General features: G+C 66.1%; 26 protein-coding genes and 1 tRNA gene. 10 read left to right on the top strand and 17 right to left on the bottom strand.

Going from position 1 to position 26,645, the window contains the following annotated elements:
* Window positions 1–248: 248 nt before the first annotated feature.
* The 3 genes from QTN24_RS08410 to QTN24_RS08400 all read left to right on the top strand — a co-directional run bounded on the left by QTN24_RS08410 (window position 249) and on the right by QTN24_RS08400 (window position 3,386).
* Entirely contained in the window at window positions 249–1,943 is a 1,695-nt protein-coding gene (locus QTN24_RS08410) for a PhoH family protein (protein ID WP_124684069.1), read from the top strand.
* Between the two features lie 182 nt (window positions 1,944–2,125).
* Entirely contained in the window at window positions 2,126–2,608 is a 483-nt protein-coding gene (locus QTN24_RS08405; protein WP_253699828.1) for a hypothetical protein, read from the top strand.
* A 112-nt stretch (window positions 2,609–2,720) separates the two neighbouring features.
* On the top strand, window positions 2,721–3,386 hold the full coding sequence (locus tag QTN24_RS08400) for a C40 family peptidase (RefSeq protein ID WP_313836435.1): 666 nt from the start codon (window positions 2,721–2,723) through the stop codon (window positions 3,384–3,386).
* A gap of 135 nt (window positions 3,387–3,521) precedes the next feature.
* Here QTN24_RS08400 and QTN24_RS08395 read toward each other — a convergent pair whose 3' ends face one another.
* The 8 genes from QTN24_RS08395 to QTN24_RS08360 form a co-directional block, all read right to left on the bottom strand.
* On the bottom strand, window positions 3,522–4,532 hold the full coding sequence (locus tag QTN24_RS08395) for an inorganic phosphate transporter (protein ID WP_124684066.1): 1,011 nt from the start codon (window positions 4,530–4,532) through the stop codon (window positions 3,522–3,524).
* 13 nt (window positions 4,533–4,545) lie between these two features.
* Window positions 4,546–5,172 carry a DUF47 domain-containing protein gene (locus tag QTN24_RS08390; RefSeq protein ID WP_029051063.1) on the bottom strand — a complete coding sequence of 209 codons (627 nt, stop codon included), beginning with the start codon at window positions 5,170–5,172 and terminating at the stop codon, window positions 4,546–4,548.
* Window positions 5,173–5,324: 152 nt separating this feature from the next.
* The gene (locus QTN24_RS08385; protein ID WP_124684065.1) at window positions 5,325–6,716 is read right to left on the bottom strand and encodes a replicative DNA helicase; all 1,392 of its coding nucleotides are present in this window, start codon (window positions 6,714–6,716) and stop codon (window positions 5,325–5,327) included.
* A 130-nt stretch (window positions 6,717–6,846) separates the two neighbouring features.
* Window positions 6,847–7,299 carry a 50S ribosomal protein L9 gene (rplI, locus tag QTN24_RS08380; protein WP_313836432.1) on the bottom strand — a complete coding sequence of 151 codons (453 nt, stop codon included), beginning with the start codon at window positions 7,297–7,299 and terminating at the stop codon, window positions 6,847–6,849.
* Window positions 7,300–7,329: 30 nt separating this feature from the next.
* Window positions 7,330–7,608: a 30S ribosomal protein S18 gene (rpsR, locus tag QTN24_RS08375; protein ID WP_006575387.1), complete on the bottom strand. Its 279-nt coding sequence runs from the start codon at window positions 7,606–7,608 to the stop codon at window positions 7,330–7,332.
* Window positions 7,609–7,611: 3 nt separating this feature from the next.
* Window positions 7,612–7,911 (bottom strand): primosomal replication protein N, encoded by a 300-nt coding sequence (gene priB / locus QTN24_RS08370; RefSeq protein WP_124684063.1) that lies wholly within the window; start codon window positions 7,909–7,911, stop codon window positions 7,612–7,614.
* Between the two features lie 20 nt (window positions 7,912–7,931).
* Window positions 7,932–8,306 (bottom strand): 30S ribosomal protein S6, encoded by a 375-nt coding sequence (gene rpsF, locus QTN24_RS08365; protein WP_124684062.1) that lies wholly within the window; start codon window positions 8,304–8,306, stop codon window positions 7,932–7,934.
* A 114-nt stretch (window positions 8,307–8,420) separates the two neighbouring features.
* Entirely contained in the window at window positions 8,421–9,434 is a 1,014-nt protein-coding gene (locus QTN24_RS08360; RefSeq protein ID WP_313836426.1) for an asparaginase, read from the bottom strand.
* Window positions 9,435–9,656: 222 nt separating this feature from the next.
* On the opposite strand from QTN24_RS08360, the gene lexA reads away from it, so the two are divergent.
* The gene (gene lexA / locus QTN24_RS08355) at window positions 9,657–10,313 is read left to right on the top strand and encodes a transcriptional repressor LexA (RefSeq protein WP_124684060.1); all 657 of its coding nucleotides are present in this window, start codon (window positions 9,657–9,659) and stop codon (window positions 10,311–10,313) included.
* A gap of 157 nt (window positions 10,314–10,470) precedes the next feature.
* Window positions 10,471–10,644, top strand: a complete 174-nt coding sequence (locus QTN24_RS08350; protein ID WP_313836425.1) for a hypothetical protein — start codon at window positions 10,471–10,473, stop codon at window positions 10,642–10,644.
* Window positions 10,645–10,753: 109 nt separating this feature from the next.
* Here QTN24_RS08350 and QTN24_RS08345 read toward each other — a convergent pair whose 3' ends face one another.
* The 8 genes from QTN24_RS08345 to QTN24_RS08310 form a co-directional block, all read right to left on the bottom strand.
* Window positions 10,754–11,179 carry a cupin domain-containing protein gene (locus QTN24_RS08345; RefSeq protein ID WP_124684059.1) on the bottom strand — a complete coding sequence of 142 codons (426 nt, stop codon included), beginning with the start codon at window positions 11,177–11,179 and terminating at the stop codon, window positions 10,754–10,756.
* A 79-nt stretch (window positions 11,180–11,258) separates the two neighbouring features.
* Entirely contained in the window at window positions 11,259–12,050 is a 792-nt protein-coding gene (locus QTN24_RS08340; protein WP_313836424.1) for an AraC family transcriptional regulator, read from the bottom strand.
* A gap of 158 nt (window positions 12,051–12,208) precedes the next feature.
* Window positions 12,209–12,284 (bottom strand) — tRNA-His (locus tag QTN24_RS08335).
* 121 nt (window positions 12,285–12,405) lie between these two features.
* Window positions 12,406–12,666, bottom strand: a complete 261-nt coding sequence (locus QTN24_RS08330) for a hypothetical protein (RefSeq protein WP_124684057.1) — start codon at window positions 12,664–12,666, stop codon at window positions 12,406–12,408.
* A 750-nt stretch (window positions 12,667–13,416) separates the two neighbouring features.
* The gene (gene dusA, locus QTN24_RS08325; RefSeq protein WP_313836422.1) at window positions 13,417–14,421 is read right to left on the bottom strand and encodes a tRNA dihydrouridine(20/20a) synthase DusA; all 1,005 of its coding nucleotides are present in this window, start codon (window positions 14,419–14,421) and stop codon (window positions 13,417–13,419) included.
* 429 nt (window positions 14,422–14,850) lie between these two features.
* Window positions 14,851–15,411, bottom strand: a complete 561-nt coding sequence (locus QTN24_RS08320) for an NAD(P)H-dependent oxidoreductase (protein ID WP_313836421.1) — start codon at window positions 15,409–15,411, stop codon at window positions 14,851–14,853.
* A 134-nt stretch (window positions 15,412–15,545) separates the two neighbouring features.
* Window positions 15,546–16,628, bottom strand: coding sequence for an enoyl-CoA hydratase/isomerase family protein (locus tag QTN24_RS08315; protein ID WP_313836419.1), 1,083 nt, complete (start codon window positions 16,626–16,628; stop codon window positions 15,546–15,548).
* Window positions 16,629–16,752: 124 nt separating this feature from the next.
* Window positions 16,753–18,321: a methyl-accepting chemotaxis protein gene (locus QTN24_RS08310; RefSeq protein WP_124684053.1), complete on the bottom strand. Its 1,569-nt coding sequence runs from the start codon at window positions 18,319–18,321 to the stop codon at window positions 16,753–16,755.
* 210 nt (window positions 18,322–18,531) lie between these two features.
* On the opposite strand from QTN24_RS08310, the gene QTN24_RS08305 reads away from it, so the two are divergent.
* The gene (locus QTN24_RS08305; protein ID WP_313836411.1) at window positions 18,532–19,440 is read left to right on the top strand and encodes a sterol desaturase family protein; all 909 of its coding nucleotides are present in this window, start codon (window positions 18,532–18,534) and stop codon (window positions 19,438–19,440) included.
* Window positions 19,441–19,493: 53 nt separating this feature from the next.
* Here the strand turns inward: QTN24_RS08305 and typA are convergent, their stop codons facing one another.
* Complete coding sequence (gene typA / locus QTN24_RS08300; RefSeq protein WP_124684051.1) at window positions 19,494–21,314, bottom strand: translational GTPase TypA; 1,821 nt, start codon at window positions 21,312–21,314, stop codon at window positions 19,494–19,496.
* Window positions 21,315–21,508: 194 nt separating this feature from the next.
* On the opposite strand from typA, the gene QTN24_RS08295 reads away from it, so the two are divergent.
* The 4 genes from QTN24_RS08295 to QTN24_RS08280 form a co-directional block, all read left to right on the top strand.
* Window positions 21,509–22,024 carry a MarR family transcriptional regulator gene (locus tag QTN24_RS08295; protein ID WP_313836407.1) on the top strand — a complete coding sequence of 172 codons (516 nt, stop codon included), beginning with the start codon at window positions 21,509–21,511 and terminating at the stop codon, window positions 22,022–22,024.
* A 90-nt stretch (window positions 22,025–22,114) separates the two neighbouring features.
* On the top strand, window positions 22,115–23,644 hold the full coding sequence (locus tag QTN24_RS08290) for an AdeC/AdeK/OprM family multidrug efflux complex outer membrane factor (protein WP_313836406.1): 1,530 nt from the start codon (window positions 22,115–22,117) through the stop codon (window positions 23,642–23,644).
* Between the two features lie 62 nt (window positions 23,645–23,706).
* On the top strand, window positions 23,707–24,948 hold the full coding sequence (locus QTN24_RS08285) for an HlyD family efflux transporter periplasmic adaptor subunit (RefSeq protein ID WP_313836404.1): 1,242 nt from the start codon (window positions 23,707–23,709) through the stop codon (window positions 24,946–24,948).
* A 26-nt stretch (window positions 24,949–24,974) separates the two neighbouring features.
* Window positions 24,975–26,645: DHA2 family efflux MFS transporter permease subunit (locus tag QTN24_RS08280; protein ID WP_313836402.1), on the top strand; the 1,671-nt coding region annotated here is incomplete at its 3' end.

The raw sequence follows: 26,645 nt of genomic DNA, 5'->3' as shown, positions 1-26,645 counted from the left end.
TGCAGTAACGTTCCGGCCCACCAGGCACAGTCCAAGGGCTGGTAGCGGACCTGCCGTGCCGCCGGACCGCAACAAAGCCGCCACACCTGTACCCCAGGACTGGCGGCTTTTTTGTTTTGCGCATCCGCGTTCGATTCTCCAACCCGCAACCCCGCGTCTCCGCGCCCTTCGGTTTTCCCGCTTTCTGCCGTTCCCTGGTTGTACGCCAGTCTTTTCGCCCCCTTTAGCCCCTGAAAGGAAAGCCAAGCATGCCGCTGCCTACCATGCCCGCCAAGCCTGCCCAACTGCTGGATCCGAGCGAATTCGCGCCGGTCGCAAGCTCCAAGGCCAAAGCCGCGCAGGGTAAGAAACCTGTGCCGGTCCTGGAGCGGGTGGCACTGCTCGAGACCGGCGACACCCAGGCGCCCGCCACCCGCGCACGCGCCGGCAGCACGACCCGGGCCAAGACCGCCGACGCCCCGCCGGCCACCACCACGCCGGCCGCGCCGGCCGTCAGCCTGGTCAAGCCCGCCGCCGGCCCCACGCGCCGCACGCGCAAGTCGGCCGGGCCGAGCAAGCTGTTCGTGCTGGACACGAACGTGCTGATGCACGACCCGAGCTCGCTGTTCCGCTTCGAGGAGCACGACATCTATCTGCCGATGATGACGCTGGAGGAGCTGGACAACCACAAGAAGGGCATGAGTGAGGTGGCGCGCAACGCGCGCATGGTCAGCCGCACGCTGGACCAGCTTGTGGGTGGCACCGACGGCGTGCTCGACGAGGGCCTGCCGCTGGCCAAGCTGGGCAACCGCGACGCCGCCGGCAAGCTGTTCTTCCAGACCCGCCTGAACGACATCAAGCTGCCCGAGGGCCTGCCGCAGGGCAAGGCCGACAACCAGATCCTGGGCGTGGTCAGCGCGCTGCAGCAGCAGTACCCGGAGCGCCAGGTCGTGCTGGTGTCGAAAGACATCAACATGCGGATCAAGGCGCGGGCGCTGGGCCTGCCGGCCGAGGACTACTTCAACGACCAGGTCCTGGAAGACAAGGACCTGCTCTACTCGGGCGTGATGCAGTTGCCCAACGACTTCTGGGCCAAGCACGGCAAGGGCGTGGAAAGCTGGCAGGACCCCAAGTCGGGCGCCATGTTCTACCGCCTGACCGGCCCGCTGGTGCCGTCGTTCCTGGTCAACCAGTTCGTCTACCTGGAGCCGATGGACGGCAGCCTGCCGCTGTACGCGCAGGTCAAGGAGATCAACGGCAAGACCGCCCTGCTGCAGACGCTGAAGGACTACACCCACAACAAGAACAACGTCTGGAGCGTGGTGGCGCGCAACCGCGAACAGAACTTCGCGCTGAACCTGCTGATGAGCCCGGACGTGGACTTCGTCACGCTGCTGGGCCAGGCCGGTACCGGCAAGACGCTGCTGGCGCTGGCGTCGGGCCTGGAACAGGTGCTGGACCAGAAGCTCTACAACGAGATCATCGTCACCCGGGCCACGGTGCCGGTGGGCGAGGACATCGGCTTCCTGCCCGGCACCGAGGAAGAGAAGATGCAGCCCTGGATGGGCGCATTCGACGACAACCTGGAAGTGCTGCAGAAGAGCGACGACAGCGCCGGCGAATGGGGCCGCGCGGCCACGCAGGAGCTGATCCGTTCGCGGATCAAGGTCAAGAGCATGAACTTCATGCGCGGCCGCACCTTTGTGAACAAGTTCGTCATCATCGACGAGGCGCAGAACCTGACGCCCAAGCAGATGAAGACGCTGGTCACGCGGGCCGGCCCGGGCACCAAGATCGTCTGCCTGGGCAACATCGCCCAGATCGACACGCCGTACCTGACCGAGGGGTCGTCTGGCCTGACCTACGTGGTGGATCGCTTCAAGGGCTGGAGCCACAGCGGCCACGTGACGCTGGCCCGCGGCGAGCGCTCGCGGCTGGCCGATCACGCGGCGGACGTGCTGTAGCACGGCGGCGGCCCGGCGTTGGGCGGCCGTCTTTCTGGTATCCCCCGGCCTGTTCCATGGCCGGGCGGTTCCGCATCGCTTAGTGTGGCGCAACACCCCCCGCGCGTCGGCGTTTGGCCGACAGCCAGGGCCGCACGACCCGGCTATGATTGCCGGGTGTTCATGTCGATACGGAGGCGTCGATGAACCGGCAGCAGTCATTCAGCAGATATCTGTCGACCAGCAGGACCCTGTTTTCCCATAACGCGCGCGTGGCCCGGCGCAAACGCATTGCCGTGGCCGCGCTGATCGGCGCGACGGTGATCGTCGCCGCCGCGCTGCAACCCGCCAAGGCGGCGGCCGACGAGATGGTGATCCGCACCATGGGGCCGGTCAGCTACGTCTGCGGCGGCGTGGCCGAGGACGAGCGTGCCCGGCTGGCGGCCCAGGAGAAGGATTTCAACATGGGCATCCTGTTCACGCGGGGCGCCGAGGGCGAGTACCTGGCCGACGTTGACGTGAAATTGACACGCGACGGCCAGAAGGTGGCCGATTTCCGCGCTGGCGGCCCGCGCTGCCTGATACGTGCGCCCGAAGGCAGCTACAATATCGAGGCCAGTTACAAGGGTCAGCCCAAGTCCATCAAGATCAGCACCGGCACGCGCAACGCACAGTTGCGCTGGTAAGTTTGCGCGGTCGCTGGTCTCTCCTGGCAAGCCGCCGGGATACCAGCGCTAGGTGGACGCCTGACCCGGCAATCGACCCGGCCACCAGGTTCCAGCCACGATCCCAGCAAGGATGCCGCAGCGCCCGCCCGTACCGTTCCAGTCGTCCCGCCCTGCCCTTGCGGCAGTCTGCGCCAGCGTCATGCTGCTGGCCGCCTGCGCCGGCGGACCGCCTGCCCGCCACAGCGGCGCGCCGCCCCGCCAGCCGGGCAAGCCCATGATCGACCCAAGCGCTGGCCTGGAGGAAATCTCGATCCAGGCCATGTCGCTGGTCGGCACGCCCTACCGCTACGGCGGCAACACGCCCGATTCCGGATTCGATTGCAGCGGCCTGGTCCGCTATGTCGTCTCGCGCGCCGCCAACGTGAACCTGCCGCGCACCACCGAGCAAATGGGCCAGCGCGGCACGTCGCTGGACCGCAGCGAGGTGGCGTCGGGCGACCTGGTGTTCTTCAACACGACGGGCCGGGCCAACTCGCATGTCGGCATCTACGTTGGCCAGAACCGCTTTGTCCACGCCCCGGCCACGGGCGGCACGGTGCGGCTGGAGGACATGGGCAAGTCGTACTGGGCATCGCGCTACAACGGCGCCCGGCGCGTGGTGGCGGCCAGCAACCTGCCGATGACGCCGGCACCGGTGCAACCGGCGCCGACGCCTGCTCCGACCCCGGCTCCGGCTCCGGAGGTTGCACCGCCGCCGGTCGACGACGATCCCATCGCTGCCTTCGCGAACAAATGACCGCCGCCGGGCCGGGCGTCAGATCCCGGCCACCATCGCACGGATTCTGCGGATGCCGGCCACATAAAAAAACACCCGCTTGCGCGGGTGTCTTGCTTGCTCGACTGGCTGCCGGAATCTGCCGATCCCGTGATTTCAGAGAATCTGCTTGCCGATCCACCAGGCGATGGCCGCCATGAACGCCGAAGCCGGAATCGTCAGCACCCAGGCCCAGACGATGTTGCCCGCCACGCCCCAACGCACGGCCGACATCTTCTGCGCCGAGCCGACCCCGACGATGGCGCCGGTAATCGTGTGCGTGGTCGACACGGGCACGCCCATCGCCGACGCAATGAACAGCGTCATCGCCCCGCCGGTCTCTGCGCAGAAGCCGCCCACGGGCTTCAGCTTGGTGATCTTCTGGCCCATGGTCCGCACGATCCGCCAGCCGCCGAACAGCGTGCCAAGGCCGATGGCCACGTAGCAGCTCACGATCACCCACATCGGCGGCTCGGCGCTACCAGCGGCCAAGTGGCCGCTGGCGATCAGCAGCATCCAGATGATGCCGATGGTCTTCTGCGCGTCATTGCCGCCGTGACCCAGGCTGTACAGCGACGCCGAGACGAGCTGCATGCGGCGGAACCAGCGGTCCACGCGCGACGGCGGCGTGCGGAAGAACGTCCAGCCCACGATCACCATCATGATCGAGCCAAGCACGAAACCAAGCAGCGGCGAGATCAGGATGAACGCCACGGTCTTCAGCAGGCCGTGGCCGACCAGCGCGCCCGTGCCCGCCTTGGCCACCGCGGCGCCCACCAGGCCACCGATCAGCGCGTGCGACGACGACGACGGGATGCCGTAGAACCACGTGATCACGTTCCAGACGATAGCGCCTACAAGCGCCCCAAAGATCACATAATGATCGACGATATTGACGTCGACCGTGCCCGTGCCCACCGTGGCCGCCACCTTCAGGTGGAAGATGAAGATCGCCACCACGTTGCACATGGCCGCCATGGCCACCGCATGGTGCGGCTTCAGCACGCCCGTGGACACCACGGTGGCGATCGAGTTGGCGGCGTCGTGAAAGCCGTTCATGAAATCGAACAGCAAGGCCAGCACGACCAGCAGGCCGATGACCCACAAACTCATTTGTATTGTCTGCATGCCAGTGCGGGCCTCAGGCGTTTTCCAGGACGATGCCTTCGATGATGTTTGCCACGTCCTCGCACTTGTCGGTGATGGACTCCAGCTGCTCGTAGATCGCCTTCAGCTTGATCAGGCGCTTGACGTCGGTCTCGTCGCGGAACAGCTTCGACATGGCCGAGCGCATGACGCGGTCCGCCTCGGACTCCAGCTGGTCGATCTGCTGCGCCGTCTTCAGTATCGTGCTGGCGTTGCCCATGTCCTCCAGCAGGCCCACGGCAATCTTGACTGCCTCGCAGCACTGCACGCAGATCGTCGCCAGGCGGCGCGCCTCGTCGGTCAGGTGCGTGACGTCGTACAGCGAGATGGTCTCGGCCACGTCCTCCATCAGGTCCAGGATGTCATCCATGGTCGTGATGAGCTTGTGGATCTCGTCGCGGTCCAGCGGCGTGATGAACGTCTTGTGCAGCAGGTCGATCGTGTCGTGGGTGATACGGTCTGCCTTCTTTTCCGTGGCCTGCACGCGGCGGGCATGGCCTTCGGCGTTGGGCAGGTCATTGACCAACGCTTCCAGCTCGTGCGCGGCGGTGACCGCGCAGTCGGCGTGCTGGTTGAAATACTCGAAGAACTTGCCCTCGGTGGGCATGAAACGGCCGAACATGAACTGTCCTTGTGGCGCGCCTCACGGCAGCGCTCGGTTGTGTTGCAAAGGGGGAGACGGTCAAATGGCATGACAGCCGCCTTGTGGGCAGCTGTCATCAAAACGCAATATTTTACAGGGTTGCACCGTCCTGCGGGGTACCGGACGAACGATCAGGTGTCGTTGTCGAAGAACGCCGGGCCACCGCTGAAGTTGTCGAACTTCGTGAATTGACCCAGGAACGTGAGCCGAACGGTACCGATCGGGCCGTTACGCTGCTTGCCGATGATGATTTCGGCGGTGCCCTTGTCCTGGGAGTCGGGGTTGTACACTTCGTCGCGATAAATAAACAGGATGACGTCGGCATCCTGTTCGATGGCGCCCGATTCGCGCAGGTCGGACATCACGGGCCGCTTGTTGGGGCGCTGCTCCAGGCTGCGGTTCAACTGCGACAGCGCGATCACCGGGCAATTCAGTTCCTTGGCCAGCCCTTTCAGCGACCGCGAGATTTCCGAAATCTCGGTGGCCCGGTTCTCGCCGCTGCCCGAACCGGACATCAGCTGCAGGTAATCGATGATGATCAGGCCAAGCTGCCCGCACTGCCGGGCCAGCCGGCGCGAGCGCGCGCGCAGTTCCATCGGGTTCAGCGCCGGCGTCTCGTCGATGAACAACTGGGCGTCGTTCATGCGCTGGATCGAATGGGTGAGGCGCGGCCAGTCCTCGTCCAGCAGGCGGCCGGTACGCAGCCGGTGCTGGTCGAGCCGGCCGACCGAACCCAGCATCCGCATGGCAAGCTGCACGCCGGCCATTTCCATCGAGAACACGGCCACAGGCAGGCCCTGCTCCACGGCCACGTGCTCGCCGATGTTCAGCGAGAACGCGGTCTTGCCCATCGAGGGGCGCCCGGCCACGATGATCAGGTCGCCAGGCTGCATGCCGCTGGTCATCCGGTCCAGGTCGATGAAGCCGGTGGGGACGCCGGTCACGTCGGTGGTGGTATCCCGGTGATACAGCTCGTCGATCCGCTCCACCACCTGCGTCAGCAGCGGCTGGATTTCCTGGAAGCCCTTCTGGCCACGCGAGCCTTCCTCGGCAATCGCAAAAACCTTGGATTCTGCTTCGTCCAGCAGTTCGCGCACCTCGCGGCCCTTCGGCGCGAACGCGGCCGAGGCGATGTCGTCGGCCACGGTCACGAGCTTGCGCAGCACCGACCGTTCCCGGACGATCTCGGCGTACCGGCGGATATTGGCCGCGCTCGGGGTGTTCTGCGCCAGCGAGTTCAGGTACGCGAGCCCGCCCACTTCCTCGGCCTTGCCGGCCACCTGCAGCATCTCGAACACGGTGATCACGTCCGCCGGCTTGGTGGCGGAGATCAGCCGGGCGATGCTCTGGAAGATCATCCGGTGGTCGAAGCGGTAGAAATCGGCTTCGGACAGGAAATCGGCAATGCGGTCCCAAGCGGCGTTGTCCAGCAGCAGCCCGCCGAGCACCGATTGTTCGGCCTCGATCGAGTGCGGAGGTACCTTGAGACTGTCTAGTTGGGGATCTGCGGCGGGCGCGTTCATGGGGGGCAATTATAGCGGCGCGGACCGGTGCGGGACGGCGTGCCAACAAAAAAGGCAGGAGCGTGGCTCCTGCCTTTCGGGGTGCGTCGGAGACACCGGCCAGGGCCGGCGCCTCGTCGCGGGTACGGCTTCAGGCGTGGTCGCCCAGCACCGACACGGTGATGTCGACCAGCACGTCCGTGTGCAGCGACACGCCGACGGCGTAGTCGCCAACGACCTTCAGCGGGCCGTTCGGCAGACGCACTTGCGACTTTTCCACCTTGAAACCTTGGCCTTCCAGGGCTGCGGCGATGTCGGCGTTGGTCACCGAACCGAACAGGCGGCCGTCCACACCCGACTTCTGGGTGATCTGGACGGTCAGGCCGTTCAGCTTCTCGCCTTCGGCTTGCGCGGCGGCCAGCTTCTCGGCAGCGGCCTTTTCCAGCTCGGCGCGCTTCACCTCGAACTCGGCAATGGCGGTTTGCGTCGCACGGCGGGCGCGCTTGGTCGGGATCAGGAAGTTACGTGCGTAACCGTCCTTCACGCGAACGATGTCACCCAGGTTGCCCAGGTTGATGACTTTTTCCAGCAGAATGACTTGCATCGTGTATTTCTCCTTGCGGTCCTGGGCCTATCAGTTCTTGTGCAGGTCGGTGTACGGCAGCAGCGCCAGGAAGCGGGCGCGCTTGATGGCCGTATCGAGCTGACGCTGATAGTGAGCCTTGGTACCGGTCAGGCGAGCCGGCGTGATCTTGCCGTTGTCGCCGATGAAGTCCTTCAGCGTGTCCAGATCCTTGTAGTCGATCTGTTCGACGCCAGCCACGGTGAAGCGGCAGAAGCGCTTGCGCTTGAACAGCGGGTTCTGTTGCTGGAAGCGCTTCTTGTTCTTGTTGTCACGTTTGACGAATGCCATGATTCAATCCTTTTCGAATGCTTTACATCGAGTGATGTGAAAGACCAGCGTCTTGCTGTTGCGGTGCTTGCGGGCCAGGAAACCCTCGCAATCGATCAGCGTGCCGAGCGGCATGCGCTCGAGCCGCTGGCCAATGGGGCCAATGCCCATGGCCACGATCGCGAATTCCACCTGCCGGGGCGTTTCCGCCTCCATCACCTCGCCGGCATGCTGCAGGATGCAGTTGACGACGGGGATGCCGGCCGGCGTGTAGCGCAACGTATCGCGCTCGGCCAGCGTGGCGGTCAGCCGGAGCTGGTTCACCGCGGCACCGCAGTCCGCGCTCAGGCGGGCTGGCCTTCCGTGGTCGTTTGCGCGGCCTTGCGGGCTTCTTCGCGCTGCACTTCCTTCATCATCGGCGACGGCGCCGTCTCGGCCTTCTTGGTCTGGACGATCAGGTGACGCAGCACGGCGTCGTTGAACTTGAACGCGTGCTCGAGTTCAGCCAGCGTGTCCTTGCCGCATTCGATGTTCAGGCAAACGTAGTGAGCCTTGGCCAGCTTCTGGATCATGTAGGCCATCTGACGGCGGCCCCAGTCTTCCACGCGGTGAACCTGGCCGTTTTGCGACGTGACGAGCTGCTTGTAACGCTCGATCATCGCCGGCACTTGTTCGCTCTGGTCCGGATGGACGATAAATACGATTTCGTAATGACGCATTGACGCTCCTTTTGGGATGAGCCACCCGGGCGTCACGTCCGGTGCGGCAAGGTTGAATAGCCCGCGAGTATAGCCCGGAACCCCGCTGCTTCGCAAGGTTGCCGGGCCGGGGGCTCAATACGCCGCAAACAGCGCCTGCAGGCGCGCGGCGTCGCGAGCCAGGCCGGGGTCGGCGGCCAGGGCCAGCAGCAACAGCACCCTGGCCTTGTAGGGATTGAGGTCGCCGGCCGAGACAAAGATGCCGGCGTCGGGCGCCGGCCGTGCCGGGATCGCCACATGCCCCGCGCCGGTCCGCGAGCTGCGCACGACGGCCACGCCGGCAGCCGCGGCATCGGCCAGCGCCGCTGCCAGCGTCTCGTGGACCGACCCGTTGCCGGCCGCCGCCACGACCAGCCCTTCCACGCCCGCCGCCACCAGCGCATCTAACGCCACCCGGCCGGGCTGGGCATAGCTGGCAACGACCTCGACCATCGGCCACGCCGCCGGCACCGGCAAGCGCGCCGCGTCCGGCCGGGCCGGCTGTCGCGTGAAGCGGACATAGGCGTCCTGGACAAAGCCGACCGGTCCGGTCATCGGCGAGACAAATGCGTCCACGGCCGACGTATGCGCCTTGGTCACGTCCCGCGCGGCATGGATCTGCTGGTTCAGCACTACCAGCACGCCCTGCCCCAGTGCGTCGGCGCTGGCTGCCACGCGCACGGCGTCGAGCAGGTTCAGCGGGCCATCGGCGGACAGCGAGGTCGACGGCCGCATTGCCGCCGTGACCACCACCGGTATGGGGCACGCCTGCGTGAGCTGCAGGAACATGGCCGTTTCTTCAAGCGTATCGGTGCCATGCGTGATGACAATGCCCGCGACGTCAGGCTGCGCCGACCAGTGCGCCACGCGCTCGGCCAGTTGCTGCCACAGGCCGAACATCATGTCCTTGCTATCGACCTGCGCCACCTGCTCCGCTTCCACACGCGCCACGTCGGCCAGCGGCGGCACTGCCTGCACCAGTTGGGACACCGGCACGGTGGCGGCCTGGTAATGGGCGCTGCTGGCGGGACTGCCGGACGAACCGGCAATGGTGCCGCCGGTGGCGAGCACGACGATACGCGGAAGACGTGGGTGCGAGGAATCTGGCATGGGCGACGCTTGATCATTGGCGGCCGCCAGGCAAGCGGCCGTGGGCGCCGATTGTAACTGCCCTGCCCGCCGCCGCGCGCCCGTGAAAAACCCGTGCGTGCCAACGGGGTGTCGCGCGTGTCTGCCCGGGATCGCAAATTGTGCTTGCACTTCACACGATACTGTATAAAATCACAGCATACTGTTTAAACATACAGTGCTTAGGCACGAGACCGGCGAACCATGGCGACCCTGACACCCCGGCAGCAGCAGATCTTCGACCTGATCCGCGACACGATCCGGAACACCGGCTTCCCGCCGACCCGCGCGGAAATCGCGGCCGAGTTCGGATTTTCCTCGCCCAATTCGGCAGAGGAACACTTGCGGGCCCTGGCGCGCAAGGGCGTGATCGAGCTGACGCCGGGCGCGTCGCGTGGCATCCGGCTCAAGGTGGCGCGAAGCGATTCGGAACGCTCGGACCAGTTCTCGCTGCCGATGGCGGGGGTGCTGCAACTGACACTGCCGCTGGTGGGCCGCGTCGCGGCGGGTAGCCCGATCCTGGCCGCCGAGCACATCGATCGCCAGTACCAGGTGGACGCCTCGGTCTTCGACGAACGGCCCGACTACCTGCTACGCGTACGCGGCCTGAGCATGCGCGACGCCGGCATCTTTGATGGCGATCTGCTGGCCGTGAAGAAGGCCAGCGAGGCGGCCAACGGCAAGATCGTCGTGGCCCGCATCGGCGAGGACGTTACGGTCAAGCGACTCAAGAAACGCGGCGACACCGTCGAACTGATCGCCGAGAACCCCGATTTCGAAAACATCGTGCTCCATTCGGGGCGCGACGAATTCTCACTGGAAGGTATTGCTGTCGGCCTGATTCGATCGTCAGGTTTCTAGCAACAAGCGGAGACGCCAGAACGGCGCCTCCGTGTCTCCGAGACTTCGGCAGCACGGCCGTCTGCCCGGGTCACCCGCTTTGCCTTGCCCATGCCGCCCCGTCCTTGCTGGACGACGGGTGCGGACCACTGCTGACCGCAAATTACGAGGTGCTGCCATGCTGCAATCGAATCCCATCGCTTCCCGCCGCCCGGTCAAACCGGTACCGTTCCGCCAGATCAAGGGCGTGCGCGTCTACCAGGGCGCCCAGCGCCGCACGATGGTCGGCAATATGGCCGCCATCTGCCGCATGCTGGAATTGGCCGAGCCAAGCGCCAAATCGTTCGACTGAACCGGTTCGACTGAACCCTACACGTCCCCGTACTCCTGTCGCATTGGCGTGATGCGCACCCCCGGCCTTGTCGAACCCCGTCGGCGGCCGGTTTTTTCTTTGGAACGTTTCAGATCCACTGGTCATTCTGGACCGTACGCTCGCTCGTCGCGCCGTCGCCGGTGTTCACCACGCCACGCGGCTCGATCAGCAGCATCCGGACCTCCTCTGCCGCGCAAGGCTTGTGCTCGACGCCCTTCGGCACCACACCCATCTGTCCGGCGCGCAGGACGATAACCTGCTCGCCTCCGGGAGCCGACCGCAGCTCGATGCGTAGCTCGCCGTCGAGCACGATGAACGTTTCGTCCGTATCGGCATGCCGATGCCAGTCGAAGTCGCCTTTGACCTTCACCACCTTGAACTGGTAGTCGTTCATTTCCGCAACGACGCGCGGCTGCCAGTGCCCGTCGATCAGGGCAATCTTGTCGAGAAGGTCAATCGTCTGGCACTGACCGCGGCCGGCAGGCGCGACATGGGGCGTCGAGGGCGTGGACATCGTTTTCTCCGTTCAAAGGTTGACGTGCCCCAGCTTACGCGGGGCACTGGCCACCGTCTTGAACGATCGTGGGTGCTTGTCAGCGCCGGGCGCCGGCGCCGGCGACCTGCAGCCAGCGCGCCGGCGTCAGGCCGAACGTCTTCGAGAAATGGCGCGTCATATGGCTCTGGTCGGCAAAACCGGCCCCGGCCGCCGCATCGGCCAGCGAGGTGCCTGCCAGCAGCAGCCGGCGCACCGTGTCGAGCCGGCGCATGGTCAGGTAGCGATAGGGGCTGGTGCCGTAGAAGGTGCGGAAGTCGTGCGACAGGCTCCAGCGGTCGCGGCCCGTCGCGGTTTCGAGTTCGTCCAGCGTCACCACGCGCGTCTGATTTGCCTGCAGATAGTCGCGCGCCAGGCTTGCCGCGTGGAAGTTGCCCCCTGACCGACGCGCGGGCGTGCCGGCAACGGCCGCCAAGGCATGCGCCAGTTCGGCGAGCGCGTCGCTTTGTTCCAGCGGTTCGAGCGTGCAGCCGACATGCTGGAGCAACGTGGCGGTCGCGGCCGCCAGTCGCGGGTCGGTTGTTACCCCGCCCTCAAGGAACGGCAGCGCCTGGCCGCCGAGCACCTCTTGAAAAAGCGCAGGCTCGACGTAGATCATCCGGTATCGGAAACCTTCCTCCGTGCCGGCCTGGCCATCGTGAATCTCGTCGGGATGCAGCACGATGGTATTGCCGGGCAGGCTGTCCCGCCGCGCGCGCCGGTAGCTGAAGCGCTGCACGCCAGCAAGCGTGCGCCCGATGGCATAGGTGTCATGGCGATGCATCGCATACGCCTTGCCCCGAAACCACGCCTCGATGCGCTCCACGCCTTCCATCGGCACGGCGCGTTGCACCCAGTCAGTCGTCAAGGGTCGTGCTTGTCGGATCATCTGCCGGGCTCCACCGCGAACAGCAGCCAGTGAACCACAGGTCGCGGGAGTCCGTCGATGGCTGCGTCCGACGCAGAAAGCAAAACAGCCGCTCGAATGAGCGGCTGCTTCGGGAAATTCTTTGGGGTGGCTGACGGGACTCGAACCCGCGACAACAGGAATCACAATCCTGGACTCTACCAACTGAGCTACAGCCACCGTAGAGATTGCTTGCTGAGCGATGTGTCGATCAGCGAAGACCAAGACTATACAAGGATTCTCGGCAGATGGCTAGTATTCCGCACAAAAAATTTCGTACTGCCCGGTGCGCGGGATCGCTTCAACGGGGGCCTACCCACTTCGCTTCCAGCAGGACTGCTTCCTTGATAGCGGCGATCGTGTCGGCCTCGGTCGGAAACAGTCCGAGCAGGCGTTTCGATTTTCCGTTCAGGACGTCCCGCTGCAATGCCTTGCCGGCCTCGATGGTCGTGCCGGGATGCCAGCAATATCGGGCTGTCCACTTGCCGTCCTGCAACTGCTCCGCTACCCAGATGACCCGGTAGTCTTCGAAGACTTCACCGAACGGTTCTTCCGCTTCCATTTTGTTTCCTTCGGGCTTGTTTCGGTCTTGGCCCCGACTCAGGCCTCGGCATCGACAAACCCTCCTGCTTAACCCCTGCTTGGCGTCGTCCCTTTCGGCACGGCCTGCCTATGCGTATGCGTATGCCGACTGTCGCGGCATTTTCGAGCGCATCCTAACATGACCTCGGCGTCGCTCGACTTAAAATCATGGCACCTCGGCACAGTAGCTGGCGCGATCTGAATGTTGGTCAAAAGCGCAGAGGCCGCCCCACCAACGCGGGGTTTTGTCGCGGAGACGACTATCGGATACTCGTTCGCGAGGGACATTGACCCCCTCGAACATTCCCGACAGGCGATCTCCCGACGAGTTCGCCTGCTTTTTTTGGGGACGCACATAAAAAAAGAGCCCGCCGAGGCGGACTCTTAAATTAGCGATCTCAATGCCCTGAAGGCCCATTCAATGTAATGCCCGAATCGGCCGATCACCATCCGGGCAAACCCACGGGTGGGTGTGTCACCCGTCCGACAGCCGAAAAAAAGCCCGCGCACGGCGGGCTCAAAAATCAGTTGAAGAAAGCCCTGTATTCGAGGGCAGGCACAGTGTAAGAACATGGCCCGCTTTGGGCGAATTAGGGGAATCCCTTTGCTGGTGCGGGTTTCCGGCCACATACCCACCCGCAAACGCTGCTGGGGCATACATTTGCGGCTTCGGCACAGCACGATCGTTCGAATTTAGAGCTTTTCCTCCAGCGCGGGAATCGTCGCTCGCTTACGCCGCGTCCTGCATCTCGGGACGCAAGTGCGAGCGGGCTTCGACGAAAAGCGCCTCGACCGCCGCGCGCGCGCGGGCGCCATGCATGCGGCGCGCGTCCGACAAGACCCGTCGCCATCCGCGACCGCCGTAGACGCCGCGATGCAGGCCCAGCATATGGCGCGTCGTGGCGCCCATATAACCGCCCTGCTCCACCAGATTGCCAATGTAGGCTTGCATGGCCAGCTCGGCGTCTTCCCGTGTCGGCACCGGCGCCGTCGAGCCATAAAATCGCTGGTCCATTTCGGACAGAATATAGGGATCGTGATATGCCTGACGGCCGACCATCACGCCATCCACATGACGCAAATGCGTTTCCATTTCGTCGTACGACACGATTCCGCCATTAATCAGGATTTCCAGATCCGGGAATTCCTGTTTCAGGCGATATGCCACTTCATAACGCAGCGGCGGGATTTCCCGATTTTCCTTCGGGCTTAATCCTTTCAGAATCGCGTTGCGCGCATGCACGATAAACGTGCCGCAACCTGCCTCAGCCACTGTCCCGACAAAATCGCGGACAAAATCGTAATGCTCGACCGTGTCGATGCCGATCCGGTGCTTGACCGTCACCGACACCGCCACGGCGTCGCGCATCGCCTTGACGCAGTCGGCCACCAGTTGCGGCTCCGCCATCAGGCACGCGCCGAACGCGCCGCGCTGGACGCGCTCCGACGGACAGCCACAGTTGAGATTGATCTCCTGATAGCCCCACTGCTCCCCAAGTTTGGCGGCACGGGCGAGGTCTTCGGGCTCGCTGCCGCCCAGTTGCAGGGCGACCGGCTGCTCCGCAGCGTCGAAATCGAGGTGCCGCGCGACATCGCCATGCAGCAGCGCGCCCGTCGTCACCATCTCGGTATAGAGCCAGGTGTGCTGGCTCAGGGAGCGGTGGAACGTGCGGCAATGCCGGTCAGTCCAGTCCATCATGGGTGCCACGGAAATGCGGCGCGGATTCACAGTCATGGGTACGGTGACGTGGGCGCCCCGCCGGGGCGGCAAAAGCCGCCAGACAACCGGGACGCCGCGAAACTAGGGCAACCCGCAAGTATACGCGAGTTACCCATTTTCAGCGTTGGGCCCGGCGCCACCGATGCGCCACCCCCGCCACGGTTCGCGGCATGAAGAAAGGCGCCCGAAGGCGCCTTTCCGTGGCGTTGGCCACACGCACATCAGTGCATGAACAGCCAGATCAGGATCAGTACAAAGGCCGGTACGCCAAGCAGCCAGGCTAGGATGTAGGGCATGATGTTTCCTCCTTTCTATATGTCGCGTTCATGCGTTCAATATAGAAATGAGCGCCCCGCAGCGGTGTCAGGTCCGCCCCGCTTCGCTTTGTAGGACGGGGCTGACCACTGATGAATCAGGAGCGCCGGGCCTGGCCATTTCTTGCCCTTACTTGGCGGCGTTGCGCTCGATCCAGGTGGCGAACGTGGCCATGTACTTGCTCAAAAAGCCGCGTGTCGAGTCGTTGGCGATGCCGCCCTTCTCGTCGAACAGCTTGTCGACGCCGCTGATATAGGCTTCCGGCTGCTGCAGCACCGGGATGTTCAGGAACACCAGCGACTGGCGCAGGTGATGGTTGGCGCCAAAGCCGCCGATGTTGCCCGGCGATGCGCTGATCACGCCACCCGGCTTGCCATCCCACGCGCTCTGGCCGTACGGGCGCGAGCCGATGTCGATGGCGTTCTTCAGCACCCCAGGCACCGAGCGGTTGTACTCGGGCGTGACGAACAGCACGGCATCGGCGCGGCGGATGCGGTCGCGGAACGCCACCCACTCGGCGGGCGGGTTGGCGTCGTCGTCCTGGTTGTAGTGCGACAACTGGCCGATCCCAACCACTTCGAGCTTCAACTGCGGCGGGGCCAGCTCGGCCAGGGCCTTGGCCAGTTTCAGGTTCAGGGAATCCTTGCGCAGGCTTCCCACCAGTACGGCGACATCACGAGGATTGCTCATTACGGTTCCTTTCGCTGTTCACACGGTTCACACGGTTCACACGGCTTCACACGTTCGCAGGGCTGCGCAGGCCGGCCAGGCGGCCCGCCAGCCCAGCCGCCACTCTACTCGACTTGGATGACCGCCGCAGACGGCTAGCCTTGCAGCCCGGCCAGCGGGTGTTCCTCCTTGCGCCACTTGCTGTCGAAGAAGGCCCGCACCCGGGCCGGCGTCACCGCGTCCAGCCGGGCCGGGTTCCATCTGGGCTGGTGGTCCTTGTCGATCGCGAGCGCGCGGATGCCCTCGATGCCGTCGCCATGGCGGAACACGTCGTACATCATGTCCAGCTCCATCCGCAGTTCGTCTTCGAGCGACATCGTGCGCGCCCGGCGAATCTGCTCCAGCGTGACGCAGAGCATCAGCGGCGATCGGCTGCGCAGCGTGGCGGCGGTCTGGGCGGCCCAGTCGCCCTCCGCGTCGCTGACCGCCTGCACGATCTGCTCGACGGTCGGCGCGGCGAACAGCCGGTCGATCTGGTCCGCATGGTGCGCCAGCGCACTCTCCGCTGGCGCACAGCCCTGCGCGTGCCCGTCCGTGAACGTGGCGATGTGGGCCAGCACCGCGTCGCCGCTCTCGAATGACCGGGTCTGCAGCGACGCCACCAGTTCCGCCAGCGCGTTCGCCGGCAGGTAGGCGTCGGCCAGCTTCGCGTGGAGCGCGTCGGCCGCGTGGATGACCACGCCCGTCAGGCCCAGGTACTCGCCAAGCCGCCCCGGCGTGCGCGCCAGGAACCAGCCGCCACCCACGTCGGGGAACAGGCCGATGTTGGTCTCCGGCATGGCCATCTTGGTCCGGTCCGTGACGATGCGCAGCCGCGCGCCCTGCGAAATGCCCATGCCGCCGCCCATGACCACGCCATCCATCAGCGCGATGTAAGGCTTGGTGTAGCGATGGATCCGGTGGTTGAGCGCGTATTCCTCGACGAAGAATTGGTCGAGCAGCGGATCGCCGGCATGGTGGGCCTGGTGGAACCAGCGGATGTCGCCGCCGGCACAGAACGCCTTGCCGCCCGCGCCGGCCACCACCACCGCGTGCACGGCCGGGTCGCTTTCCCAGTCGCGCAGCGCGTCGGTCATCGCGCGAATCATGTCGAGCGACAGTGCATTGAGCGCCTGCGGCCGGTTCAGCGTCAGATAGGCCACCCCGCCCTGCACTGCCGTCGATACAAACTCCGTCATGTCCGTCTCCGTTCCATCTTCGTTCAGGTAGGCGGCAATTTTACGCCAGCCAACTTGCCAGGATTCGATGACGGCCGCTTTTCAGAATCGTCTCAACCGGCTGCGGGCCGGGGCTGGCGCCCGCTTACGCAAGCCGGAACGCCGCCATCAGCCCGGTCAGCCGTTGCGCCTGGTCCTCCAGCGATCCGGCCGCGGCGGCGGCCTGCTCCACCAGCGCCGCGTTCTGCTGCGTCATGCCGTCCATGTGGGACACCGCCACGTTGACCTGCTCGATGCCGCGCGACTGCTCGTCGGACGCCGCGCTGATGCCGCCGACGATGTCGCTGACCCGCCGCACCGCGTCCACGATGTCCTGCATGGCCCGCTCCGCGTTGTCCACCAGCGCCGTGCCCTCGCGCACGTTCGACACCGAGGCGCCGATCAGCGCGCGGATTTCCTTCGACGCCGCCGCGCAGCGCTGCGACAGGTCGCGCACATCGCCCGCCACCACCGCGAACCCGCGGCCGTGCTCGCCAGCGCGGGCCGCCTCCACGGCGGCGTTCAGCGCCAGGATGTTGGTCTGGAACGCGATCTTCTCGATGACCTCGATGATGTCGACCACCTTGTTGGCGCCGGTGTCGATCTGCTGCATCGTGCTCTGCACGCGCGCCACGGCGTCGCTGCCGGTCTCGGCCAGCTTGCGCGCGTCGACGGCCAGCGTGCTGGCCTCGCGGGCGCTGTCGGCGTTGTGACGAACGGTGCTCGTCAGTTGCTCCATGCTCGACGCGGTCTCTTCCAGCGACGCGGCCTGCTGCTCCGTGCGCTGGGACAAGTCCGTGTTGCCGCTGGCGATCTGCTGGCTCGCGGCGGCGATCGAATCGGCGCCGCTGCGCACCTCGCCCACCATGCCGGCCAGCCGCGCCTGCATGCGGTCCAGCATGCCGAGCATGCGGCTGGTCTCGTTGCGGGCGTGTTCGTCGGCCACGGCATCGGCGTCGCGGGCCGACGACGTGCCCAGGTCGCCATCGGCCATGCGCGCGAACCGGGCGATGGCAACGTCGAGCGGGCGGACGATCGACAGCCGCAGGCGCCACGCCACCACCGTGCTGAACACCAGCCCCAGCGCCAGCACGGCCACCGACACCGCCAGCAGCCGGTCATAGCGCTGCTGCGACGCCTGGTACACCGACCTGGCGCTGGCCACCTGCAGGCGGCCCAGTTCGGTGTTCACGGCCGTGAAGGCGATGTCGAGCCTGGGAATCGTCTCCATCACGGCCCGCATCATCGCGTCGCGGTTGCCGGCGTGCAGCGCGGCGATCATCGGCTTCACGCCCTGCTCGAACAGCGCCTGGCGCTTGTCGGACACGTCCTCGGTGGCGCGCGCCTGCTCCGGGCTGCGCGGGATGGCCAGGTACGCCTGCCACGCGGCATTCGACTGGCGCATGAAGTCCTCGGCCGTGGCCGCGCGCGCCTTCGCGTCGGCCGCATCGGTGGCAAACGCCGCCTGGTCCAGCAGCACGCGCACCAGCAACTGGTTCGAGCGCGCCTCGGCCAGATGCGTGGCCGCCGACAGCTGCTGCTCGTAGATCTGGTGCGTGGCATCGTTGCTGCGCGACATGCCGAACCAGCCAACGCCGCCGACAATCAGCAGCAACAAGTTTGTGACAATCGTCAGGAGCCACAACCGGGCTCCAATCGTAGTGTTGCGAAACATGGGGGCAGTCTCTCCGTGACGTGAAAAACGGCCACTCCTCCATGGCCGTCGCCCCAAAGAACGGCATCGCCGCCGCGGACTTGATGCACTTGCCGTGATGGTCTGTCGTGCGTTTTCGTGATGGTTTGCCCGGCGTTACGCCGGCGCCACATGGCGCCGTATGGAGGAAATCCTCAGTGCGAATCGGCTGGAAATGTGCACACTGGCGCCATGACGCCCGCCGCGCCCTCGCCCGCCCCCGCCACCGATGCCGCCGGATTCGACCCCGGCCTGATCCTGCTGGCCTTTGCGCCCGTGTTCCTGCTGACCATCGGCTGGGAGGCCTGGTACTGGCGCCGGCGCGACCCGTCCGTCTATAGCTGGCGCGACACGCTGTCCAACGCCACGCTCGCGCTGATGCACCAGGCGTCGGACGCGTTCTTCCTCTGGCTGATGATCCGCACGGTCTACACGTGGTGCTACGCCCACGGGCTGCGCGCCGTGCCGGAGACGTGGTGGTCGTTCGCGCTGCTGTTGCTGCTGCAGGATTTTCTGTACTACTGGTTCCACCGCGCCAGCCATCGCGTGCGATGGATGTGGGCGTCGCACGTGGCGCATCACTCGTCGGAAGGGATGAATTTCTCGACCGCGTTCCGGCAGAGCCTGACCTATCCGCTGTCAGGCATGTGGCTGTTCTGGATTCCGCTGGCGTGGATCGGATTTTCGCCAGATTGGGTGATCCTGGCCGTCGGGCTGAACCTCGCGTTTCAGTTCTTCGTCCACACGCGGCTCGGGCAGCGCTGGCCGCGCGTCGAGCGGCTGGTCAACACGCCGAGCGTCCACCGGGTACACCATGCGAAGAATCCGCAGTACATCGACCGCAACTATGCGGGCGTGCTGACCGTCTGGGACCGGCTGTTCGGCACCTTCGTGCCCGAGCAGGCGGCGCCCGAGTACGGCATCACGCGCCAGATCCGCACGCACAACCCGCTGACGCTGACCTTCCACGAGTGGCGCGAGATGCTTGCCGATGTGTGGCGCGACCGCGATCTCCGCTATCTCTGGAAACCGCCCGAGTGGCGCAGCCCGCGGTGCCGGACAGCCGGTAGCGCCGCGCCACGCGAAGTGGCAGCGGAATAAAAAAACCGCGCCACCCAGGGCGCGGTTTTTTTGGCGATTCGGCGATTCGGCGATTACACCGATTCGCGCGACGCACGCTTGCGCTCGTGTTCCTTCAGGTGGCGCTTGCGCAGGCGGATGCTCTTCGGCGTGATTTCCACCAGTTCGTCATCGGCGATGAATTCCACCGCGTATTCGAGCGACATCTGGATCGGCGGCACCAGGCGCACGGCTTCGTCGGTACCCGACGCGCGCACGTTGGTAAGCTGCTTGCCCTTGATCGGGTTCACGACGAGGTCGTTGTCGCGGCTGTGGATGCCGATGATCATGCCCTCGTACAGCGCGTCGCCCGGCTTCACGAACATGCGGCCGCGGTCCTGCAGCTTCCACAGCGCGTAGGCCACGGCATCGCCGTCGTCCTGCGAGATCAGCACGCCGTTGTGGCGCTCGCCCAGGCCGCCTTCGCGCACCGGCGCGTAGTCGTCGAAGATGTGGCTGATCAGGCCCGTGCCGCGCGTCAGCGTCAGGAATTCGCCCTGGAAGCCGATCAGGCCACGCGCCGGAATGCGGTACTCCAGGCGGGTGCGGCCCTTGCCGTCCGATGCCATGTCCAGCAGTTCGCCCTTGCGGCGGCCCAGCTCTTCCATCACCGAACCCTGGTGGCCGTCTTCCACGTCCACGGTCAGCAGTTCGTACGGCTCGTGCTTGACGCCGTCGATTTCCTTGAACACCACGCGCGGACGCGACACGGCCAGCTCGTAGCCCTCGCGGCGCATGTTTTCCAGCAGGATGGTCAGGTGCAGTTCGCCACGGCCCGAAACTTCGAAGATGGTGTCGTCGCCGGTATCGGCCACGCGCAGCGCCACGTTCGACTTCAGCTCGCGGTCCAGGCGCTCGCGAAGCTGGCGGCTCGTCACGAACTTGCCTTCGCGGCCGGCCAGCGGCGACGTGTTGACGCAGAAGTTCATCGTCAGCGTCGGCTCGTCCACCTTCAGCATCGGCAGCGCGTCCGGGGCTTCCGGCGCGCACACGGTGCAGCCGATGCCCAGTTCCTCAATGCCGTTGATCAGCACGATGTCGCCGGCTTCCGCCTGCGGCACGATCTCGCGCTCCAGGCCGCTGAACTTCAGCACCTGGTTGATACGGCCCTTGATCGGGTTGCCTTCCGGACCGAACTTGACCACCACGTCCTGCAGCGGCTTGGCACGGCCACGCGAGATGCGGCCCACGCCGATCTTGCCGACGTAGCTGGAGTAGTCCAGCGAGATGATCTGCATCTGCAGCGGGCCGTCCGGATCGTCGTTACGGACCGGCACCTTGGCCAGCACGGTCTCGAACAGCGGCTTCATGTCGCCATCGCGCACGTCCTCGGTCAGGCCGGCGTAGCCGTTCAGGCCCGATGCGTAGATGACCGGGAAGTCCAGCTGCTCGTCATTGGCGCCGAGCTTGTCGAACAGGTCGAAGGTCTGGTTGATCACCCAGTCCGGACGCGCGCCCGGGCGGTCGATCTTGTTGATCACGACGATCGGCTTCAGGCCCAGCGCCAGTGCCTTGCGCGTCACAAAACGCGTCTGCGGCATCGGACCTTCCACGGCGTCCACCAGCAGCAGCACGCCGTCGACCATCGACAGCACGCGCTCCACCTCGCCGCCAAAGTCGGCGTGGCCCGGGGTATCGACGATGTTGATGTGGGTACCGTTGTATTCGACGGCACAGTTCTTCGCGAGGATCGTGATCCCGCGTTCCTTTTCCAGGTCGTTCGAGTCCATCACGCGTTCAGCAATCTGCTGGTTGTCGCGGAAGGTGCCTGCCTGGCGCAGGAGTTGGTCGACCAGGGTGGTCTTGCCATGATCGACGTGGGCGATGATGGCGATATTACGGATGGCGCGGGTCATTCGGCGTCCCCTGAAGGCGGAGCTATCGGAAAAAATTAACCCGACATTCTAGCATGTTGCAGCGCAGAACACTCTGTCGCTGTTCAGCATAGTCGAGGAATCTCATTGCGGTTTACGCAATAACCAGTTTCGGACCTTGTGCATCACTTCTCGTCTGCTTATATTTGCCCAAGCAAAGATTGCAGTGACAAGAGATGACGTCCACAGCACCCCAACCTTCCGAAGACCTGTTCGATCCGGCCGACTACGAGATCGGCAAGAGCATCGGCTACCTGCTCGGGCGCGCCAAGAACATGCTGTCGCTTGGCGTGGAGCAGGAAGTCAGCGGCCTGGACATGACGCACGCCCAGGCCATCTGCCTGATGATGCTGGCCAAGGGCGAGGCCACCACGGTCACCGACCTGGCGCGCAATCTCTATACCGATGCGGGCTCGGTCACGCGCCTGCTGAGCCGGATGGAAAAGCGCGGCCTGATCGCCCGCACGCGCCGCGACGACGACCGCCGCGTGGTGGACCTGTCGATCACGGCCGAGGGCCACGCGATGGTCGAGCAGCTACCGGCCGCGTTCTGCAACGTGATGCGGCGCCATTTCGACGGCTTCACGCACGCCGAGATCGCGGTGCTGCGCGACATGCTGGTGCGCGTCATCGCCAACAGCGGCTGCCCCGGCGCCGACCCCGGCTGCCTGCTCGACCGCAACTCCGGATAGGCGCCGGCACCTCCCCGACACCGAACAAGTATTCCAATCGTCGGCAGCGCCATTCCGGAAACCGCCCGACCGCGCCACAGTTCACACCCTATGACAACCGCTCTCCTTGACACCCCCCGCGCCGCGCCCGGCCCGCTGCATCGCGCAGGCGGCCTGGCCCTGACGCTGCTGGCCGCCGTCGTGCTGGCCGGCTGCGCCGCGCTGGGCGATTCGCACAGCACCCAGACCGTGACGGACCCGGCCACGCTGGCGTCGCCGCAGACGTTTACCAACGACCACGGCCAGTGGCCATCGCAGGACTGGGTCGACCAGTTCCATGACCCGCAGTTGCGCGCGCTGGTCGACGAGGCCATCCAGGGCAATCCGAATCTCCAGGTTGCCTTTGCGCGGCTGGCCGCGTCGCGGGCGATGGCCGACGCCGCGCGCGCCGCGCTGTACCCGGCCGTCGACTTCGAAGGCAGCATCGTGCGCCAGCGCTTCTCGCAGAACGACCTGTTCGAAGGCACGCCGCTGGCTGGCTCGTGGCAGAACCAGTCGCGCCTGCAGCTTGGCCTGTCGTGGGACCTCGACTTCTGGGGCAAGAACCGCGACGCGCTGGAAGCGGCGCTGTCCGAAGACCGCGCGCTGGAAGCCGAAAGCCAGGCCGCGCGGCTGATGCTGACCACATCGGTGGCGCGCGGCTACAACCGGCTGGCCGCGCTCTACGCCCAGCGCGACGTGGCCGAGCGCGCCATCGCGCAGCGCCGCGACCTGACCGACCTGTCGCGCCAGCGGCTGGCGGCCGGCCTGGACACGCAGGTGGAAACCACGCAGGCGCGCGGCACCGTGGCCGCCGCCCAGACTGACCTGCAGCGCGTGGACGAGGAAATCGCGCTGGCCCGCAACCAGATCGCCGCGCTGCTGGGCAAGGGCCCGGACCGCGGGCGCCAGATCGCCCGGCCGACCCTGCTGGCCAACGCCACGCCGCAGTTGCCCGACGACCTGACCATCGGCCTGCTTGGCCGGCGCCCGGACCTCGTGGCCGCCCGCTGGCGCGTGGAGGCGGCGTCGCAGGACGTCACCGTGGCGAAGAAGGAATTCCTGCCCGACCTGACGCTGACCGCGTTTGCCGGCCTGGCGTCGCTGGATACGGCCGACCTGCTGACCGGCGCCAGCCGCACGTTCGGCTTTGGCCCCTCGCTGCGGCTGCCGATCTTCGCGGGCGGCCGCCTGCGCGCCAACCTGCGCGGCAAGTACGCGCAGTACGACATCGCCGCAGCCAGCTACAACCAGGCACTGGTCGATGCGCTGCGCGAGACGGCCGACACGATCACCAGCATCCGCAGCGTCGACCAGCAGATCCAGACCCAGCGCGAGGCGCTGGACCTGGCCGAGCACGCCTACGCGCTGGCCACCACGCGCTACAAGGCCGGCCTGGGCACCCAGCTCACCGTGCTGAACGCCGAGAGCAACGTGCTGCAGCAGCGCCGGCAGGCCACCGACCTGCAGGCGCGCCGGCTGGACCTGCAGATGGGCCTGATGAAGGCCCTGGGCGGCGGCTACGAGGCCCCCGCCGAGCACCACGGCGGCACCCCCGGCAAGCCGGCCGCACCGGCCGCGTCCGCCAGCGCGCAGGGCTGATCCGCCAGCACCTGACCAGACAACAAGACGACATACCGCACGAGATCCAGAGAGATTCCATCATGAGCACCAACCCGCAAGCCGCCGCACCCGCGGCTGACAACAACGGCAAGCGCCGCCGCCTGCTTGTTTCGCTGACCGCCGCCGTGGTGGTGGCCGGCATCGGCTATGGCCTGTACTGGGGCCTGTACGCCCGCCATTTCGAGAACACCGACGACGCCTACGTGGCCGGCAACGTGGTGCAGGTGACGCCGCTGGTTGGCGGCACCGTGGTGTCCATTGCCGCCGACGACACGCAACTGGTGACGGCCGGCCAGCCGCTGATCCAGCTCGACCGCGCCGATACCCAGGTGGCGATGGAGCAGGCCGAGGCCCAGTTGGCCCAGGCCGTGCGCGAGGTGCGCACGCTGTACGTCAACAATGGCTCGCTGTCGGCCCAGGTGGCGCTGCGCGATGCCGACGTGGCCAAGGCGCGCGACGACCTGCGCCGCCGCCAGGCCATCGCCGGCTCGGGCGCCGTGTCGAGCGAGGAAATCGCCCACGCCCAGACCGCGCTGAAGGCCGCCGAATCGGCGCTGGTGGCCGCCCGCGAGCAACTGGCCTCGAACCAGGTGCTGACCGACCAGACCACGGTCGAGAAGCATCCGAACGTGCAGCGCGCCGCCGCCAACCTGCGCTCGGCCTACCTGGCCTTCGCGCGGTCGACCATGCCGGCCCCGGTGACCGGCTACGTCGCCAAGCGCTCGGTGCAGGTAGGCCAGCGCGTGGCCGCCGGCACGCCGCTAATGGCCGTGGTGCCGCTGGACCAGGTCTGGGTGGACGCCAACTTCAAGGAAGTGCAGATCACGCACATGCGGATCGGCCAGCCGGTGGAGCTGGAAGCCGATGTCTACGGCTCCAAGGTCAAGTACACGGGCCATGTGGTCGGTTTCTCGGCCGGCACCGGCGCCGCGTTCTCGCTGCTGCCGGCGCAGAACGCCACCGGCAACTGGATCAAGGTGGTGCAGCGCCTGCCGGTGCGGATCGCGCTGGATCCGCAGCAACTGAAGGCCCATCCGCTGCGCGTGGGGCTGTCGATGAACGTCACGGTCGACGTCCGCAAGGAGGAAGGCGCCTCGCTGGTGTCGGCCAATGCCGCCAAGCCGCTGCAGACCGACGTCTACGACAAGGTGGCGCAGGACGCCGACGCGCTGATCGCCCGCATCATCGCGGTGAACAACGGCGGCCGCCCGCAGGCCCCGGGCGGCATGGCGGGCCCCGCCAGCGCGGCGCGCGCCCCGGCGGCCAAGCCGGCCCATACCTGATCCCCCGCACGACTGGCTGACTGCCCATGGCGAATTCCACCATCGCAACGCCGGGCGACGGCGCGGCTCCGGCCCCGTCGCCGGCCCCCGCGCGCCCCGCCGCGCATCCGCCGCTCACGGGCGGCAAGCTGATACTGGGCACCATCGCGCTGTCGCTGGCCACGTTCATGAACGTGCTCGACTCGTCGATCGCCAACGTATCGATCCCGGCCATCTCCGGCGACCTCGGCGTTTCACCGAACCAGGGCACCTGGGTCATCACGTCGTTCGCGGTGGCCAACGCCATCTCGGTGCCGCTCACGGGCTGGCTGACCACGCGCTTTGGCGCGGTGCGGCTGTTCGTGCTGTCGATCCTGCTGTTCGTGGTGTCGTCCTGGCTCTGTGGCGTGGCGCCCAACCTGGAAACGCTGCTGGCGGCCCGCGTGCTGCAGGGTGCCGTGGCCGGGCCGATGATCCCGCTGTCGCAGGCGCTGCTGCTGGCCAGCTATCCGCCGGCCAAAAGTTCGATGGCGCTGGCGCTATGGGGCATGACCACCCTTGTGGCGCCGATCATGGGGCCGCTGCTCGGCGGCTGGATCTCGGACAACATGACGTGGCCGTGGATCTTCTATATCAATGTGCCGATCGGCATCCTGACGGCCTATGTCACCTGGGCCATCTACCGCGACCGCGAGACGCCCACCCGCACGCTGCCCATCGACCGCATCGGCCTGGCGCTGCTGGTGATCTGGGTCGGGTCGATGCAGCTGATGCTCGACAAGGGCAAGGAGCTGGACTGGTTCCACTCGGGCCTGATCGTGGCGCTGACCGTGATCGCCGTGGTGGGATTCCTGTTCTTCCTGGCCTGGGAACTCTACGAAAAGCACCCGATCGTCGACATCCACCTGTTCAAGGGCCGCAACTTCGCGGCGGGCGTGGTGGCCATTTCGGTGGCGTACGGGCTCTTCTTCGGCAACCTCGTGATCCTGCCGCTGTGGCTGCAGACCATCATCGGCTACACGGCGACCGACGCCGGGCTGGTCACGGCGCCGGTGGGCATCTTCGCCATCATCCTGTCGCCGATCATCGGCCGGATCCTGCCGAAGGTGGACGCGCGCTGGGTGGCGACCATGGCGTTCATCACGTTCGGCGCGGTCAGCTTCATGCGCGCCGGCTTCACGACCGGCGTGGACACGCGCGCGCTGGTGATCCCGACCCTGATCCAGGGCGCGGCCATGGCGATGTTCTTCATCCCGCTGACGTCGATCATCCTGTCCGGGCAGCCGCCCGAGAAGATTCCGGCGGCTTCCGGGCTGTCGAACTTCGTGCGGATCACGTTCGGCGCGATTGGCGCGTCAATCTCGACCACGGTCTGGGAAAACCGCTCGGCGCTGCATCACGCCCAGCTGGTGGAGCAGATCAACCCGTACAACCCGGCCTACCAGGCGCAGCTCGACCACCTGATGCAGATGGGCATGTCGAAGATGCAGGCCATCGGCGTCATCGAGCGCAACCTGTCGCAGCAGGCGTCGATGCTGGGCGCCAACGACATCTTCTGGATCTCCGGCGTGCTGTTCTTCGTGCTGATCGTGTTCGTCTGGCTGACCAAGCGGGCGCAAGGCGGCGGCGGTGCCGATGCGGCGCCGCACTCCGCGCAAATTTCCAGTGCTCGCTTCAGGCGTGCCTCGACCGGGTGGTCGGCGGACTCGAATCCCAGC

It is taken from the genome of Cupriavidus sp. SZY C1 (assembly GCF_032190535.1).
In the GTDB taxonomy this organism is placed as follows: domain Bacteria; phylum Pseudomonadota; class Gammaproteobacteria; order Burkholderiales; family Burkholderiaceae; genus Cupriavidus; species Cupriavidus pauculus_C.
This window is presented reverse-complemented; position numbering and strand designations above follow the sequence as displayed.